Source organism: Kineococcus radiotolerans SRS30216 = ATCC BAA-149, from assembly GCF_000017305.1.
In the GTDB taxonomy this organism is placed as follows: domain Bacteria; phylum Actinomycetota; class Actinomycetes; order Actinomycetales; family Kineococcaceae; genus Kineococcus; species Kineococcus radiotolerans.
On record NC_009664.2, the window covers coordinates 1254974 to 1270728 of the forward strand.

Genomic DNA, 15755 nt, shown 5'->3' on the forward strand with positions numbered 1-15755 from the left:
TCAGCCGATTCCTGGGATCTGGGAGACGAGCAGGTCGACGAGCTTGATGCCCAGGAACGGCACGGCGACGCCGCCGAGGCCGTACACGAGCAGGTTGCGGCGCAGCAGGGCCGCGGCGCCGGAGGGCCGGTAGCGCACCCCGCGCAGGGCGAGGGGGATGAGCGCCACGATGACGAGGGCGTTGAAGACGACCGCGGAGACGATCGCGGACTCCGGCGTGGCCAGCCGCATGACGTTGAGCGCGCCGAGCTGCGGGAACGTGGTGACGAACATCGCCGGGAGGATGGCGAAGTACTTCGCGACGTCGTTGGCGATGGAGAACGTGGTGAGCGCGCCGCGGGTGATGAGCAGCTGCTTGCCGATCTCGACGATCTCGATGAGCTTCGTCGGGTCGGAGTCCAGGTCGACCATGTTCCCGGCCTCCTTGGCGGCCGAGGTGCCGGTGTTCATCGCGACCCCGACGTCGGCCTGGGCCAGGGCGGGGGCGTCGTTGGTGCCGTCGCCCATCATCGCCACCAGGCGCCCGCCGGACTGCTCGCGGCGGATGAGGTCCAGCTTGTCCTCCGGCGTGGCCTCGGCGAGCACGTCGTCGACCCCGGCCTCGGCGGCGATGGCGGCGGCGGTGCGGGCGTTGTCGCCGGTGACCATGACGGTGCGGATCCCCATGGCCCGCAGCTGCGCGAAGCGTTCGCGCATCCCCTCCTTGACGACGTCCTTGAGGTGGACGACGCCGAGGACGCGGGCCCGCGACCCGGAACCCGTCGTGACGTCCTCCGCCACGACCAGCGGGGTCCCGCCGACGGTGGAGATGTCCTCCACGGCCCGCTCGACCTCGCGGGGGACGTCGCCGCCGAGCCCTCGGACCCAGTGCGCCGTCGCCGCGGCGGCCCCCTTGCGGATCCGCCGCTCCCCCCGGCCGGTGGTCAGGTCGACCCCGGACATGCGGGTCTGGGCGGTGAACGGGACGGGCGTGGCGCCGAGGTCCGCGGGGTGGGCGGCCACCCCCTGGCGCTCCTCCACGAGGACCACGATCGAGCGGCCCTCGGGGGTGGTGTCGGCGAGGCTGGAGAGCCGGGCGGCGTCGGCGAGCTCGGCGGGGTCCACGCCCGGGGCGGGGACGAGCTCGTGGGCCTGCCGGTTGCCGAGGGTGATGGTGCCGGTCTTGTCCAGCAGCAGGGTCCCCACGTCGCCGGCGGCCTCGACGGCGCGTCCCGACATCGCCAGGACGTTGCGCTGCACCAGGCGGTCCATGCCGGCGATGCCGATGGCCGAGAGCAGCGCCCCGATGGTGGTGGGGATGAGGCAGACCAGCAGGGCGACCAGCACGACCAGCGGCTGGGGGCGCCCGGAGTAGACCGCCATCGGCTGCAGGGTCACGACGGCGAGCAGGAACACCAGGGTCAGGCCGGACAGCAGGATGTTCAGCGCGATCTCGTTGGGGGTGCGCTGGCGGGCGGAGCCCTCGACGAGGGCGATCATCCGGTCCACGAAGCTCTCACCCGGTTTGGCCGTGACCCGCACGACGATCCGGTCGGAGAGGACGGTGGTGCCGCCGGTGACGGCGCTGCGGTCGCCGCCGGACTCGCGGACGACGGGAGCGGACTCCCCGGTGATGGCCGACTCGTCGACGCTGGCGACGCCCTCGACGACGTCGCCGTCGCCGGGGACGGTCTCGCCGGCCTCGACGACGACGAGGTCGCCCACGCGCAGCCGGCTGGAGGCGACGCGCTCCTCCCGGCCCTCGGTCAGCCGGCGCGCGACGGTCTCCGCGCTCACCCGGCGCAGCGACGCGGCCTGCGCCCGCCCGCGCCCCTCGGCGACGGCCTCGGCCAGGTTCGCGAAGAGGACGGTGATCCACAGCCAGGCGACGATGACCCACGCGAACACCGACGGGTCGGTGACCGCGAGCGCGGTGGTGAGGACGGCGCCGAGGGCGACGACGAACATCACCGGGGTGCGGACGAGGTGGCGCGGGTCGAGCTTGCGGAACGCGCCGGGCACCGCGGCGACGAGCTGGCGGGGGCTGAACGCCCCGCCGGGGACGCGGTGCGGTTCGGGGGCGGCGGTGTCCGGCGGGAGGGGTTTCTCGGTGAGGGTGCTCACGACTGGGCTCCGGTGAGGGCCTCGGCGATCGGGCCGAGGGCGAGGGCGGGGAAGAACGTGAGGGCGCTGACGACCACGACGACGGCCAGGTGCATGCCGGCGAAGGTCGGGGACCGGGTGGGCAGCGTGCCGGCGGTCTCGGCCGCGGTCCGCTGGGCGGCGAACGCCCCGGCCAGGGCCAGGACGAGGACCATCGGCAGGAACCGCCCGAGCCAGATCGCCAGGCCCAGCGCGGTGTTGTAGAACGGCGTGTTCGCGCTGAGGCCGGCGAACGCGGAGCCGTTGTTGTTGGCGGCCGAGGCGAAGGCGTAGAGCATCTCGGTCAGCCCGTGCGAGCCGGTGTTCAGCAGCGCGGACCGGGTGGCGGCGTCGGAGAGCGCGACGGCCGTGCCGGTGAGCAGGACCGCGGGGGTCACGAGGACGTAGAGGGCCGCGCAGGTGATCTCGCGCTGGCCGATGCGCTTGCCCAGGTACTCCGGGGTCCGCCCGACCATGAGCCCGGCGACGAACACCGTGATGACGGCGAGCACGAGCATCCCGTAGAGCCCGGAACCGACCCCGCCGGGGGTGACCTCGCCCATCACCAGGTTCAGCAGCACCACCCCGCCGCCGGCGGCGGTGTAGCTGTCGTGGGCGGAGTTCACCGCCCCCGTCGACGTCGCCGTCGTCGCGGTCGCGAACAGCGCCGAGGCCCACTCCCCGAACCGGGTCTCCTTGCCCTCCATCGCCGCGCCGGCGGCCTGCGGAACGCTGCCCCCGGCGTGGGTCTCGGCCCAGGTCGTGAGGGCGAGGGAGGCGCCGAAGATCGTGCCCATCACCGACAGAACGGCCAGCCCCTGGCGGTGGTCGCCGACGAGGGTGCCGAAGGCGCGGGGCAGGCTGAAGGGGATGACGAGGATGAGGAACACCTCGAGGAGGTTCGAGACCGCGTTCGGGTTCTCGAACGGGTGCGCGGAGTTGGCGTTGAAGAACCCGCCGCCGTTGGTGCCGAGCTCCTTGACGGCCTCCTGCGAGGCGATCGGACCGCCGAGGATCGTCTGCGAGCCGCCCGCCAGCGTCGGGTACGTGGTGGCGCCGGTGAAGTTCTGCACCACCCCCGTGAGGAGCAGCAGGACGGCGCCGGCGAACGCCAGCGGCAGCAGGACGCGCAGCGTCCCGCGGGTCAGGTCGACCCAGAAGTTGCCGATCGTCCCCGTCCCGCGGGCGACGAGCCCGCGCACGAGGGCGACCGCCACGGCCAGGCCGACGGCGGCGGACAGGAAGTTCTGCACGGTCAGCCCGGCCATCTGCACGAGGTGCCCGAGGGTGGACTCCCCCGCGTAGGACTGCCAGTTCGTGTTGCCGACGAAGGAGACGGCGGTGTTCCAGGCCTGGGTCGGTTCCATCCCCGGCCGGCCCAGCGACAGCGGCAGGAACCCCTGCAGCCGCAGGAACGCGTAGAGGAAGAGGATGGAGACCGTCGAGAAGCCCAGGACGGAGAGGGCGTAGGTGGGCCAGCGGGTGTCGGCGTCGGCGTCGACGCGCAGCACCCGGTAGATCCCGCGCTCGAGGCGCAGGTGCCTCGTCCCGGCGAAGGTCCGGGCCAGGAAGTCCCCGAGGGGGACGTGCACGGCGGCGAGCAGCAGGAGGAGGAGACCGGCCTGGAGCAGTCCCGCGCCGAGGTCGCCCATCAGAACCGCTCCGGGTGGAGCAGGGTGTGCAGCAGGTACCCGGCGGTCGCGACGGCGAGCGCGAGGCCCACCGCCGCCTCGGCGCTCACCGGCGCTCCAGACCGCGGACGAGCAGGGTGGCGGCGAGGGCGAGGACCAGGGTCAGGACGGTGTACCCGACGTCGAGCACGGAGGACTCCAGGGAGGTGGGTGCGGGTGGTGCTCACCCACCACAGCACCCGGGGCGGGCCCCGGGCCCGCCCCTGACGCCTCCTTGACGCCGGGCGCGTCCGTCTTGACGCGTCCTTGACGCCTCCTCGACGCGGCTCGACGCGTGGTCGACGCGGCCGCGGGTCAGCGGCTCGCGGCGCGTTCCGCGGGCTCCTTCGCGAAGTCCGCCGGGCGGAAGCGGCCCTCGTGCAGGCGGCCCTCGATCTCCTCCAGGCTGTGCCCGGTCAGCTCCGGCATCCGCTTGTAGAGGAAGACGAAGGCGAGGACGTTGAACGCCGCGTACAGCCAGAACGTCTGCCCGGTGCCGATCGTGTCGATGATGCTCAGCAGGGTCAGGGTGATGAGCAGGTTCGTCCCCCACAGCGACGCCGACTGGGCCGCGGCCCCGGCGGAGCGGGTGGCCAGCGGGTAGATCTCCGAGCCCGTGAGCCAGCCCATGAGCTGGATGCCGCCGGCGGTGAAGGCCATGAACGCGATGAGGGTGGCGATGATGTACGGCACCTGCTCCTTGCCGTCGTTGCCGGTGACGAAGAAGGTGCCCAGCACGATCAGCGCCAGGGCGGCGCCGGGCAGGGTGATGAGGGTCAGGCGGCGGCGGCCCACGCGGTCGATGATGGCCAGCCCGATGAGCTGGGTGATGAGGTACGTCGCCCCCAGCCCCACCGAGACCTGCAGCGCGGTGCTGTCGGCGAACCCGTTGTCGGTGAGGATCGTCGGGGAGTAGTAGACGATCATCTCGATGCCGGACAGCTGGGTGGCGATGGCCAGGCCGCAGCCGACGACGAGCGCCGGGCGCACCCACGCCTCGCGCAGCCCGCGCCAGCCGCGGGTGCCGGCGGAGGACTCCTCCCGGACCAGGGCGTCGATCTCGTGCAGCTCGCCCGCGACGTCCGCGCCCCGGGGCCGGACGCGTTCCAGCGACTGCCGGGCCCGGTCCTGCTGGTCGCTCTTGAGCAGCCAGCGCGGGCTCTCGGGCAGGCGCAGCATGAGCACCAGCATGATCGCGGCCGGCACGGCGGCGGCCCCGATGGACACGCGCCAGTCGACGGCCTCGCTGGCGCCGACGATCGTGGCCGTGAGGATGCCGACGCCGATGGCGATCTGGAAGAACAGCACCAGGCGCCCGCGGTACTTCGTGGGGGCCAGCTCCGCGACGTAGACCGGGGCGGTCTGGGTGGCGCCGCCGACGGCGAAGCCGAGGACCAGGCGGGCCAGCGACAGCAGCTCCGGGTTCGGGGCGAACGCGGCCCCGAGGGTCCCGACGACGAAGACCACCGCGACCACGAGCAGGGTGCCGCGGCGGCCGCGGCGCTCGCTGAGGCGGCTGCACGTGAGGGCCCCGACGACCGCCCCGGCGAGGATCGAGGCGGCGATGAGCTGCTCCCAGCCGTTGCCGATCTCGAACTCGTCGCCGATCTGCAGCAGCGCGCCGGAGATGATGCCGGTGTCGTAGCCGTAGAGCAGTCCCGAGATGGCCGAGACCAGCGCGACGACCACCACGGCGCCGGTGAGGCCACCACCGTCGTCCGTGCTGGTGTCGTGCTTCTTCCCGTGCGGGTGGGCCATGGGGTTCTCCGACGTCGTCGTGGACGGAACGGGCTCGGCGCCGAACCGGACCCACCCAAGCACCGCGGTGCGCCCGGCGCGCGCCGACGCGGGTGGGACGGGCGGGGACGGGCGGGGACGGGCGGGCGGGGCGGGCCCCCGTCCGGGCCCGGCCGGGTGTCGCACCCCCGCCGTAGGCTGCGCGGGTGCTGGTCGTCCACGGGCTCTGGACCCGCGCGCAGAGCCTGGCCCTGTGGGTCGAGGCTCCGCGGCGCCACCCCGGTCCCGCCCGCCCGCGCGACCTCGCCGCCCTGGCCTCCCCGGCCCCCGCCGCGGTGGCCCTGGCCGCGGCGCTGGCCCGCCCGGCGACCCGGGCCCTGCCCCTGCTGCTGCCCTGCACCCCGGCGGGGCGGCCCGCGTCCTCCACCGGCCGGGCCCGCGAGGACCTGCGGCTGCGGCCCGTGGAGGTCGACGTCGTCGAGCTGCGCGGCGCGCAGGCCCTCGAGGTCCTCACCGAGGTCGGGGCCGGGCCGGCGCCGGTCTCCGACGGGCTGCGCTGGCTCGCGCACGTCGCCGCCGGGGCGCGGGCGGCGGTGCGGGCCGGGCACGTCGTGCCCGACCTCGCCGACGCGGGGACGGCGCGCGACGCCGCGGCCCCCGCCGGGACGTTCACCGCCCGCTGGGTCCCGCTGCCCGACCGCGGGTTCCACCGCTGGCGCGCGGCCGTCGCCCAGGCCTGCCCCCCGGTGCTGCGCGCCGAGCGGGGACCCTCCCGCCACGACGGGCCGCCCCCGGCGGCGGTCCTGCTGGACGAGGTCTGCGCGGTCGTCGTCGACGTCCTCACCGCGCGCGCCACCGAGGGGGTCCGCCCGCACGAGCTGCCGACCGGGGCCGCGGCGCTGGCCTGGATCACCTCGCTGCACCGCGGGGAGCCCGTCGACGGCAGCGTGCCGGCCGCCGGGCTGCGGAGCTTCGCCCGCCGGGTGCGGGAGTGGCAGCGCAGCGGCGACGCGTCCGGCTACGACGTCGTGCTCCGCGTCGTCGAGCCCGAACCGTGGGAGGACGTCCCCGAGGAGCTGGCCGACGGGCGGCTCGGCACGGAGGAGCCGGACCGGACCGCGGACCTGAACTGGCGCCTGCAGACCCGGCTGCGGCCCCTGGACGACCCCAGCCTGGTGCTCACCCTGGACCAGGCCCGGGCGGAGGGCTCCCCCGACGGGGAGGACCCGCTGCTGCTGCTGCTCACCGGCACCGCGCGGGCCGGGGCGGTGCACCCGCCGCTGCGCCGGGTCCTCGGCGGGGCCGGCCGCGGCGACGCGGCCGCCGAGGCGGGGGTGGAGCTCACCCTGGACGAGGTGCTCGACCTCGTCGAGGACGGCGGGCCGAAGCTCGCCGCCGCCGGGATCGCGCTGCAGCTCCCCCGGCACTGGACGAGGAAGGCGCTGACGTTCTCCCTCAGCGCCTCCGCCGTCCAGCCCGGGGCCATCACCGACCCCCGGGTGCGCAAGGACGACCTCGTCGCGTTCCGGTGGCGGGCCGCGCTGGGCGACTCCCCGATCACCGAGGCCGAGCTGCTGGCCCTGGCCGCCTCCAAGGCCCCGCTGGTGCGGTTCCGCGGCGAGTGGGTCCACGTCGACCTCGAGGCGCTGCGGCGCAGCGCGGCCTTCCTGCGCACCCGCGGCAGCGGCCGGGCGTCCCTCCTCGACGTGCTCTCGACGGTGGGCGGCGGGCGCGACCTGCCCGCCCCCGTCACGGGGATCGACGCGCGCGGGGTCCTCGGGGACGTCCTCTCCGGCGACGGCGCCCAGCGGCTGCCGGAGCTGCCCGACCCCCCGGGGCTGCGCGCGACGCTGCGCCCCTACCAGCGGCGGGGCCTGACGTGGCTCGCGGCGATGTCCGGCCTGGGGCTGGGGGCCGTCCTCGCCGACGACATGGGCCTGGGCAAGACGGTGCAGCTCCTCGCGCTGCTGCTGCACGAGCGGGGCGGGGACCCCGGCCCGACGCTGCTGGTGTGCCCGATGTCGGTCGTGGGGAACTGGGCCGCCGAGGCCGCCCGGTTCGCGCCCGACCTGCGGGTCCACGTCCACCACGGGCCCGGGCGTCCCCGCGGCGCGGACCTCGCCCGCGCCGCGGCCGGGCACGACCTCGTCGTCACCACCTACGGGTTGCTCGTGCGCGACGCGGGCGACCTCGCCGCGGTGGACTGGCACCGGGTCGCCCTCGACGAGGCGCAGCACGTCAAGAACGCCGCGACCCGCCAGGCCCGCGCGGTGCGGGCGCTGCGCGCCCACCACCGGGTGGCCCTCACCGGGACCCCCGTCGAGAACCGGCTGGAGGACCTGCGCGCGGTGCTGGACGCGACGAACCCCGGTCTGCTGGGCAGCGCGGCCCGCTTCCGGGACACCTTCGCCGTGCCCGTGGAGAAGCTCGGGCAGGAGGAACCGGCCCGCCGCCTCGCCCTGGTCACCCGGCCCTTCGTGCTGCGCCGGGTCAAGACCGACCCGGCCGTCGCCGGCGACCTGCCCGAGAAGATCGAGATGACGGTCCGGGCGAACCTCACCCCCGAGCAGGCCGCGCTGTACCGGCAGGTCGTCGACGACCTCGTGCGGCGCCTCGCCGAGGAGGACCCCGACCCGCGCGGGCCCGCGCGGCGCGGTCTGGTCCTGGCGACCCTGACCCGCCTCAAGCAGATCTGCAACCACCCCGCGCACTACCTCGCCGACGCCTCCGGGGTCCTGCACCGCGGCCGGCACCGGTCGGGGAAGCTGGAACTGCTGGACGACATCGTCACCTCGGCGCGGGCGGAGGGCGAGAAGGTGCTGTGCTTCACCCAGTTCGCCGAGTTCGGGCACCTGCTCGGGCCGCACCTGGCCGAGCGGACCGGGGAACCCGTGCCGTTCCTGCACGGCGGCGTCCCCCGCCGGGCCCGCGACGCGATGGTCGCGGAGTTCTCCAGCGCCGACGGCCCGGGGGTCATGCTGCTGTCGCTGAGGGCCGGGGGGACGGGGCTGAACCTCACCGCCGCCAACCACGTCGTGCACGTGGACCGCTGGTGGAACCCCGCGGTGGAGGACCAGGCCACCGACCGCGCCTACCGCATCGGGCAGCACCGTTCGGTGCAGGTGCGGAAGATGGTCAGCGTCGGCACGGTGGAGGAACGGGTGGACGCGGTCATCACCCGCAAGCGGGGCCTGGCCGACGCCGTCGTCGGCAGCGGCGAGGGCTGGATCGCCGACCTCGACGGGGACGCGCTGCGGGAACTCCTGCGGCTGGGCGACGACGCGGTGGGTGACTGAGCGTGGACTCCTCCTACGGCCGGCGTCGGGCCGGCGGCGGCCCGAAGCTGCGCTCGCAGCGGGGCCGGATCGCGCAGACGTGGTGGTCCCAGCGCTTCACCGGCGCCCTGGAACGGACCGGGGACGCCGGCCGGCTGGCCCGGGGGCGCACCTACGCCCGCGCCGGGCAGGTCGTGGAGCTGCACCCGCGCCCGGGGGCCGTCGGCGCCCGGGTGCAGGGGTCGCGCCCGCGGCCCTACCTGGTGGAGATCCTCGTGCGGCGGTGGTCGCCCGCGGAGGTCGAGGCCGTGGTGGCGGTCGTCGTGGAGAACCCGCTGCTGCTGGCCCCGCTGTTCGAGGGCGACGTCCCCCCGGGTCTGGTGGACCTGCTGTCGAGCACCGGGGTCGAGCTGCTCCCCGAGGACGCCGAGGTGGACTACGACTGCAGCTGCCCCGACGACGGCGAACCCTGCAAGCACGCCGCGGCCGTGGTCTACGCCCTCGCCGAGCGCCTCGACGCCGAACCCGCGACGGCCCTCACCCTGCGCGGGGTGGAGCTGCCGGACCTGCTGCGGCGCATCACCACCGCCGCCTCCGGCCCCTCCGCCCCCGTGGAGGACCTGACCCGGCACACCGCGGACTTCCACCGGATGGCGGGGCCGCTGCCCGACCTCGGGGTCCCCGAGCGGGTCCCCGGCCGCACCGTGGCCGACGACCTGGACGACCTCGTGCTGGGCCCGGGCGCGGCGGGCCTCGCCGACGTGCTCCGCCCGTACTACGTGGCCCTGGCCTCCGCGCGCGCCCCCGCGCGCCCGCGCGGGGGGTCGTCGCGGCGGTAGCGCTGCACGAAACCGCGCAGCAGCGCGGTGGCCGCGGTCGCGCGGGAGCGGCGCAGCCGGGCGACGACCTCGTCGAACTCCGCGGGGTCGAAGTACCCCTCGTGCCGGTAGACGGTGACCCGTTCGACGATGCCGGCCACGTCGAGCTCGGGGTGGAACTGGGTGGCGTACTGGTGGTCCCCGATGCGGAACGCCTGCACCGGGCAGCCCGGGGACCCCGCGAGCACGACCGCGGCGGGCGGGGCGTCCCGGATCGCCTCCTTGTGCCCGACGAACGCGTCGAACGTCGCGGGCAGCGCCCCGAACAGCGGGTCGGCGCGACCGGCGGGGGTGAGGGTCACCGGGACCGTCCCGATCGGCTCGCCGTGGGTGTGGTCGACGGTCCCGCCCTGGTGCACCCCGAGGGTCCCCACCCCGTAGCAGGCCCCGAGGAACGGGACGTCGGCGGCGAGGACCCGGTCCAGCACCCCGGACAGCTCGCGCTCCACCCGCCGCTGGACGGGCGACTTGGACCCCTCCGGGTCGCTGGTGCAGAACGGGCTGCCCCCCAGGAGCACCCCGGAGAAGTCGTCGAGGTCGAGGTCGGGCATCGGCTCGCGCTCCAGCCGGACCCGCCGCAGCTCCCCCGGCCCCAGACCGCCGTAGCGGGCGAACGCGGCGAACTCGGAGTCGGCGACGGTGTCGTCGGCCCGGGTGGCCAGCAGCAGGAAGGGCCTCACGGGCGCACCCTAACCCCGCCGGACGCACCCGGCCCGCGGTCAGGGGTGGACGTCGAAGTCGACGTCGACGGGGGTGGCGGCCGAGGCGATCGGGCCGCTGAGGGGCGAGCCGAACGAGCCGATCCAGCGGGTGGTGCGCACCGAGGTCGCCTGGAAGCGGGTGAACCCCGGCGCCTGACCGGCGGCGCAGGTGAGCGGCAGACCGCCCTGGAAGCCGTAGAGGAGCTGGGTGAAGCTCACGGGGGTCGTGACCCGGGTCGCCCCGGCCGGGACCTCGGCCAGGCCGTCGGCGAACTTCGCCCCGACCGCGAACGTGTCATTGCCCACCGAGCGGTGCTGCACGAACCGCTCGGTGCCGTCGACGAGGACGCCGGCACCGGTGAAGCACCCGGCGTAGGCGTCGCCGGTGACCGACGTGGCGGTGACGCTCGTGCGGTCCAGCGGGGTGAGCGAGGCGACGACGGAACCGGAGCGCACCCGATCGGTGATGCCCGCGGCCACGTCCAGCCGGGCGTCCAGGACGTTGTTGCCCTCGCGCGACTCCGCGATGCGCCCGGCGTCGTCGACGACGGCGCGCAGCACGTGCCGGCCCGCGACCGCCGTCCACGCCGGCGAACCCGTCGGCCCGCCCACGGCGGTGAGCGTGACGCTCTGGCCCGGCGCGATCGCCTCGGTGCGCTGATCGGCCCAGGTGACGAGGACGCCATCGACCTGGAACCCGACCCCGCTGATCGTGCCCGCCGGGGTGGGCGTGTTCCCGCGGTTGGTGACGGTCGCGCTGAACAGCACCCGCTGACCGCTGGCCGGAGCCGCCGACCAGTGCACCGCCGTGACGGTCAGGTCGGGCCGGCGCGGTGCGGCGCTGACGGCCCCCGCTCCCGCGATCGACCCGACGACGACCACGCCCGCGACCAGCGCGCGGGCCCCCCTGACGAAACGCACGGCGTCCCCCCGGACTCCTCGGACCTGGGCGCGGGCCTCGCCGCGCTGCGCCCGAGGCTAGCGGCCGCCCGCCCCGCGGGGGCGGGAACGAGAAACCCAGCAGGCCCCCGTCCAGGAGGACGGGGGCCTGCGGGGCCGGGAGGGTGCGCGGCTCAGACCGGCACGATCTCCGGGGCCTGCAGGCGCACCGCGTCGGCGGAGGCGTCGTCGGGCTGCTCCTGCGAGGCGCGCTCGGCGGCCACCCGCTGCAGGTAGGTCCGGACCTCGGTGGCGCGGCGCTCGTCGTCCCACCCGAGGGGGCCGGCGACGAGGTCCGCGGCGAGTTCCGCGGTCTCGGTGCCGCGGTCGTAGGTCTCGATCGAGATCCGGGTGCGGCGGGCCAGGACGTCGTCGAGGTGACGGGCGCCCTCGTGGGTCGCGGCGTAGACGACCTCGGCCTTCAGGTACTCGTCGGCGTGCGGCAGGACCTCGCCCAGGGTCGGGTCGGCGACGATGAGCGCGAGGACCTCGTCGATCGCCGAGCCGTAGCGGTTGAGCAGGTGCTCGACGTGGTCGACGTGGATCCCGGCCCTCGCCGCCAGCGCGTGCCGCTGGTTCCACAGCGCGTGGTAACCCTCGGCGCCGACGAGCGGGACGTTCTCGGTGGTGGAGGCGGGGACCTTCCCGTCCAGCCCCTCCACGGCGACGTCGACGGCGTCCTTGGCCATCACCCGGTACGTCGTGTACTTGCCGCCGGCGACGACGACCAGCCCGGGGACGGGGTGGCCCACGACGTGCTCGCGCGACAGCTTCGAGGTCGACTCCGACTCCCCCGACAGCAGCGGGCGCAGCCCGGCGTAGACGCCCTGGACGTCCTCGCGGGCCAGCGGGGACTTCAGCACCGAGTTGGCGTGCTCGAGGACGTAGTCGATGTCGGCGCTGGTCGCGGCCGGGTGGGCCTTGTCCATCGTCCAGTCGGTGTCGGTGGTGCCGATGATCCAGTGCCGGCCCCACGGGATGATGAAGAGGACCGACTTCTCGGTGCGCAGGATCACGCCCGTCTTCGACTGGATCCGGTCGCGCGGCACGACGAGGTGGATGCCCTTGGACGCGCGGACCTTGAACTGCCCGCGGGCGTTGACCAGTTCCTGCGTCTCGTCGGTCCACACGCCGGTGGCGTTGATGACCTGCTTGGCCTTCACCCGGATCTCGGCCCCGGACTCCAGGTCCACCAGGACCGCGCCGACGACGCGCTCGCCCTCGCGGACGAACTCCTTGACACGGGTGCGGTTGGCGACGAGCGCCCCGTACGTCGCCGCCGTGCGGGCGATCGTCATGGTGTGCCGGGCGTCGTCCACCTGACCGTCGTAGTACTGGATGGCCCCGACCATGGCGTCCTTGCGGATGCCGGGGGCCTCCCGCTGGACGCCCTTGCGGGTCAGGTGGCGGTGCAGCGGGAAACCCTTGTTGTTGCCCCCGGAGATCGCCATGGCGTCGTACAGCGCGACCCCGGACCCCACGTAGGGGCGCTCGGTGACCCGCTTGGACAGCGGGTAGAGGAACGGGACGGGCCGGACCAGGTGCGGGGCCAGCTTGTTGCGCAGCAGGCCGCGCTCGCTGAGCGCCTCGTGCACGAGGGCGAAGTCCAGCATCTCCAGGTAGCGCAGGCCACCGTGGATGAGCTTGGACGAGCGGCTGGAGGTCCCCGACGCCCAGTCCCGCGCCTCCACCATCGCCGTCCGCAGACCGCGGGTCACCGCGTCCAGGGCCGCACCCGTCCCGACGACCCCGCCGCCGACGACGAGGACGTCGAGCTCACCTTCCGCCATCTCCCGCAGCGCGTCCGCACGTGCCTGCGGTGACAGTGCCTTGATCTCCACGACCTGCTCCTCAACCTGTTCCGGCGCCGAGCGCCGGCTCCACTGCTGGTGTCCTGCTCCATGGTGTGCGCCGGGCGCGCGATCCGCGCGCCCGGCGCGTCCCGGGTCCTGACGTCAGTCGACGTCCACCCAGTTCAACGTCCGCTCGACGGCCTTCTTCCAGCCGGCGTAACCGTCCTTGCGCTGGTCCTCGTTCCAGGTCGGCTCCCAGCGGGCGCCCTCGTTCCAGTTCTCGCGCAGCTCGTCGAGGTTCTTCCAGAACCCCACCGCCAGGCCGGCCGCGTAGGCCGCCCCGAGCGCGGTGGTCTCGGCCACGACGGGCTTGGAGACGGGCACGCCGAGGACGTCGGCCTGCAGCTGCATGCACAGCTGGTTGGCGGTGATGCCGCCGTCGACCTTGAGGACCTCGACCTCGACGCCGGAGTCGGCCGTCATGGCCTCGGTGACGTCGCGGCTCTGGTAGCAGATCGCCTCCAGCGCGGCGCGGGCGATGTGCGCGTTGGTGTTGTAGCGCGAGAGCCCGACGATGGCGCCGCGGGCGTCGGAACGCCAGTAGGGGGCGAAGAGCCCGGAGAACGCGGGCACGAAGTAGCAGCCGCCGGAGTCCTTCACCTGGCGGGCCAGGGACTCCGACTCCGCCGCGCCGGAGATGATGCCGAGCTGGTCGCGCAGCCACTGGATGGCCGAGCCGGTCACGGCGATCGAGCCCTCGAGGGCGTAGACCGGCTTCTCGTCGTTGAACTGGTAGCAGACCGTGGTCAGCAGCCCGGCCTTGGAGCGGACGAGCTCCTCGCCGGTGTTCAGCAGCATGAAGTTGCCGGTGCCGTAGGTGTTCTTGGCCATGCCGGGGTCGAAGCAGACCTGGCCGACCATGGCCGACTGCTGGTCGCCGAGGATGCCGGTCAGCTTGACCCGCCCGCCCAGCGGCCCGGTCTCCAGGGTCTCGCCGTAGCCCGCGGTGTAGGAGGACGGCTTGATCTCGGGGAGCATCGAGCGGGGGATGCCGAAGATGGCCAGGAGCTCGTCGTCCCACTGCAGGGTCTCGAGGTCCATGAGCATGGTGCGGCTGGCGTTGGTGACGTCGGTGACGTGGACGCCGCCGCGCGGGCCGCCGGTGAGGTTCCAGATGAGCCAGGCGTCGGTGTTGCCGAAGATCGCGTCGCCGGCCTCCGCGGCCTCGCGCACGCCCTGGACGTTCTCCAGGATCCACTGGATCTTGCCGCCGGAGAAGTACGGTGCCGGGGGCAGGCCGGTCTTCTGCCGGATCGTCCGGCCGCGCTCGTCGCGGTCCAGCGCGGCGGCGATGCGGTCGGTGCGGGTGTCCTGCCACACGATCGCGTTGTAGTACGGGCGGCCCGTGTGCCTGTTCCAGACGACCGTGGTCTCGCGCTGGTTGGTGATGCCCAGGGCGGCGAGGTCCTCGGCCGTCAGGTTGGCCTGGCGCAGGCCGCTCTGGATGACGGAACTGGTGCGCTCCCAGATCTCGATCGGGTCGTGCTCGACCCAGCCCGGCTCGGGCATGATCTGGGTGTGCTCGAGCTGGTACTTCGCGATCTCGTTGCCGCCGTGGTCGAAGACCATGAAGCGGCTGGAGGTGGTTCCCTGGTCGACGGCGCCCACGTACTGGGGTCCGGTGGTGTCTGCCATGTCTCGTCCGTCTCCTCGTCGAGTCTGTCGGGTCAGTGGTCGGTGCGGACGCGGCCCTCGGGCTCCGCGGCGTCCTCGTCGGGCAGGTGGCGCTCGACGAGCACCTTGTAGAGCGCGCCGCCGATGAGGCCGCCGAGGACGGGGGCGACGATGGGCACCCAGAAGTAGAACTGGTTCCCGACGGGTTCGCGCATCGCCGTGGAGTAGCCGGTGAGCCAGGACGCCACCCGGGGACCGAAGTCGCGCGCGGGGTTGATGGCGTAGCCGGCGTTGCTGCCCCACGCCATGCCGATGCCGACGACGACGAGGCCGACGATGAAGGGGGCGAGGTTCGCCCCGGGCGGCATGGCCCGCGTCTGGGAGATCGCGAAGATCAGGAAGACGAGGATGGCGGTGCCGACGACCTGGTCGAGGAAGGCGGTGCCGATGCTGACGCCCTCGCCGGGCAGGGTGGAGAAGATGCCCTGGGTGGCGGAGGTGGTGTCCGGGTCGACCGTCGCGATGGCGTCCGCGTAGACCCAGCGGACGACGAGCGCGGCGACGAGGGCGCCGAGGAACTGCGCGACGCTGTAGGGGAGGACCTTCTTCCAGGAGAAGCCCTGGAAGACCGCGAGGGCGATGGTCACCGCGGGGTTGAGGTGGGCGCCGGTGGTGCGGCCGGCGACGTAGATGCCGAAGGTGACCCCGAGGCCCCAGGCCCAGTGGATCGAGTCGTCGCCGCCGTTCTGGCCCGCCACGACCTGGGCGACCACGCCGACGCCGAAGAGGATGAGGATCGCCGTACCGGCGAACTCGGCGAGGAGCTCACCGGTGAGGGTGGGGTTTCGCTGGACCGCGCGCTGTGGTGGCGCGCTCGCCGTCGAGTTGCTGTGGGACATGGGTAACTCCACGTTGAGTCGAGTTTCAGACGGCGATGTTGCCGTGGACCGCAACGTAGGAGGGGCCA

The 15755-nt window shown here is 74.3% G+C and carries 11 protein-coding genes; 2 read left to right on the top strand and 9 right to left on the bottom strand.

Annotated elements, in window-relative coordinates:
* The 4 genes from kdpB to KRAD_RS06040 form a co-directional block, all read right to left on the bottom strand.
* Nucleotides 1–2103, bottom strand: coding sequence for a potassium-transporting ATPase subunit KdpB (gene kdpB / locus KRAD_RS06030; protein WP_012084643.1), 2103 nt, complete (start codon nt 2101–2103; stop codon nt 1–3).
* On the bottom strand, nt 2100–3773 hold the full coding sequence (gene kdpA, locus KRAD_RS06035; RefSeq protein WP_012084644.1) for a potassium-transporting ATPase subunit KdpA: 1674 nt from the start codon (nt 3771–3773) through the stop codon (nt 2100–2102). Before kdpA ends, kdpB begins: the two co-directional genes overlap by 4 nt.
* Entirely contained in the window at nt 3773–3862 is a 90-nt protein-coding gene (locus tag KRAD_RS25890) for a potassium-transporting ATPase subunit F (protein WP_157873500.1), read from the bottom strand. Before KRAD_RS25890 ends, kdpA begins: the two co-directional genes overlap by 1 nt.
* Before the next feature lie 244 nt (nt 3863–4106).
* Complete coding sequence (locus KRAD_RS06040) at nt 4107–5483, bottom strand: sugar porter family MFS transporter (RefSeq protein ID WP_041292764.1); 1377 nt, start codon at nt 5481–5483, stop codon at nt 4107–4109.
* 251 nt (nt 5484–5734) lie between these two features.
* Here KRAD_RS06040 and KRAD_RS06045 point away from each other — a divergent pair, with 251 nt between their 5' ends.
* Complete coding sequence (locus KRAD_RS06045; protein WP_012084647.1) at nt 5735–8824, top strand: DEAD/DEAH box helicase; 3090 nt, start codon at nt 5735–5737, stop codon at nt 8822–8824.
* A gap of 2 nt (nt 8825–8826) precedes the next feature.
* Entirely contained in the window at nt 8827–9642 is an 816-nt protein-coding gene (locus KRAD_RS06050) for an SWIM zinc finger family protein (RefSeq protein WP_012084648.1), read from the top strand.
* On the opposite strand, the gene KRAD_RS06055 is transcribed toward KRAD_RS06050, so the two are convergent.
* From KRAD_RS06055 to KRAD_RS06075, 5 genes are all read right to left on the bottom strand, one after another.
* The gene (locus tag KRAD_RS06055) at nt 9579–10361 is read right to left on the bottom strand and encodes a glutamine amidotransferase (protein WP_012084649.1); all 783 of its coding nucleotides are present in this window, start codon (nt 10359–10361) and stop codon (nt 9579–9581) included. The genes KRAD_RS06050 and KRAD_RS06055 overlap by 64 nt on opposite strands.
* Nucleotides 10362–10400: 39 nt before the next feature.
* Complete coding sequence (locus KRAD_RS06060; RefSeq protein WP_012084650.1) at nt 10401–11303, bottom strand: CARDB domain-containing protein; 903 nt, start codon at nt 11301–11303, stop codon at nt 10401–10403.
* 152 nt (nt 11304–11455) lie between these two features.
* Entirely contained in the window at nt 11456–13162 is a 1707-nt protein-coding gene (locus tag KRAD_RS06065; RefSeq protein ID WP_012084651.1) for a glycerol-3-phosphate dehydrogenase/oxidase, read from the bottom strand.
* 114 nt (nt 13163–13276) lie between these two features.
* Nucleotides 13277–14809, bottom strand: a complete 1533-nt coding sequence (gene glpK / locus KRAD_RS06070; RefSeq protein WP_012084652.1) for a glycerol kinase GlpK — start codon at nt 14807–14809, stop codon at nt 13277–13279.
* A gap of 32 nt (nt 14810–14841) precedes the next feature.
* Entirely contained in the window at nt 14842–15687 is an 846-nt protein-coding gene (locus KRAD_RS06075; protein WP_012084653.1) for an MIP/aquaporin family protein, read from the bottom strand.
* Between the last annotated feature and the right edge of the window lie 68 nt (nt 15688–15755).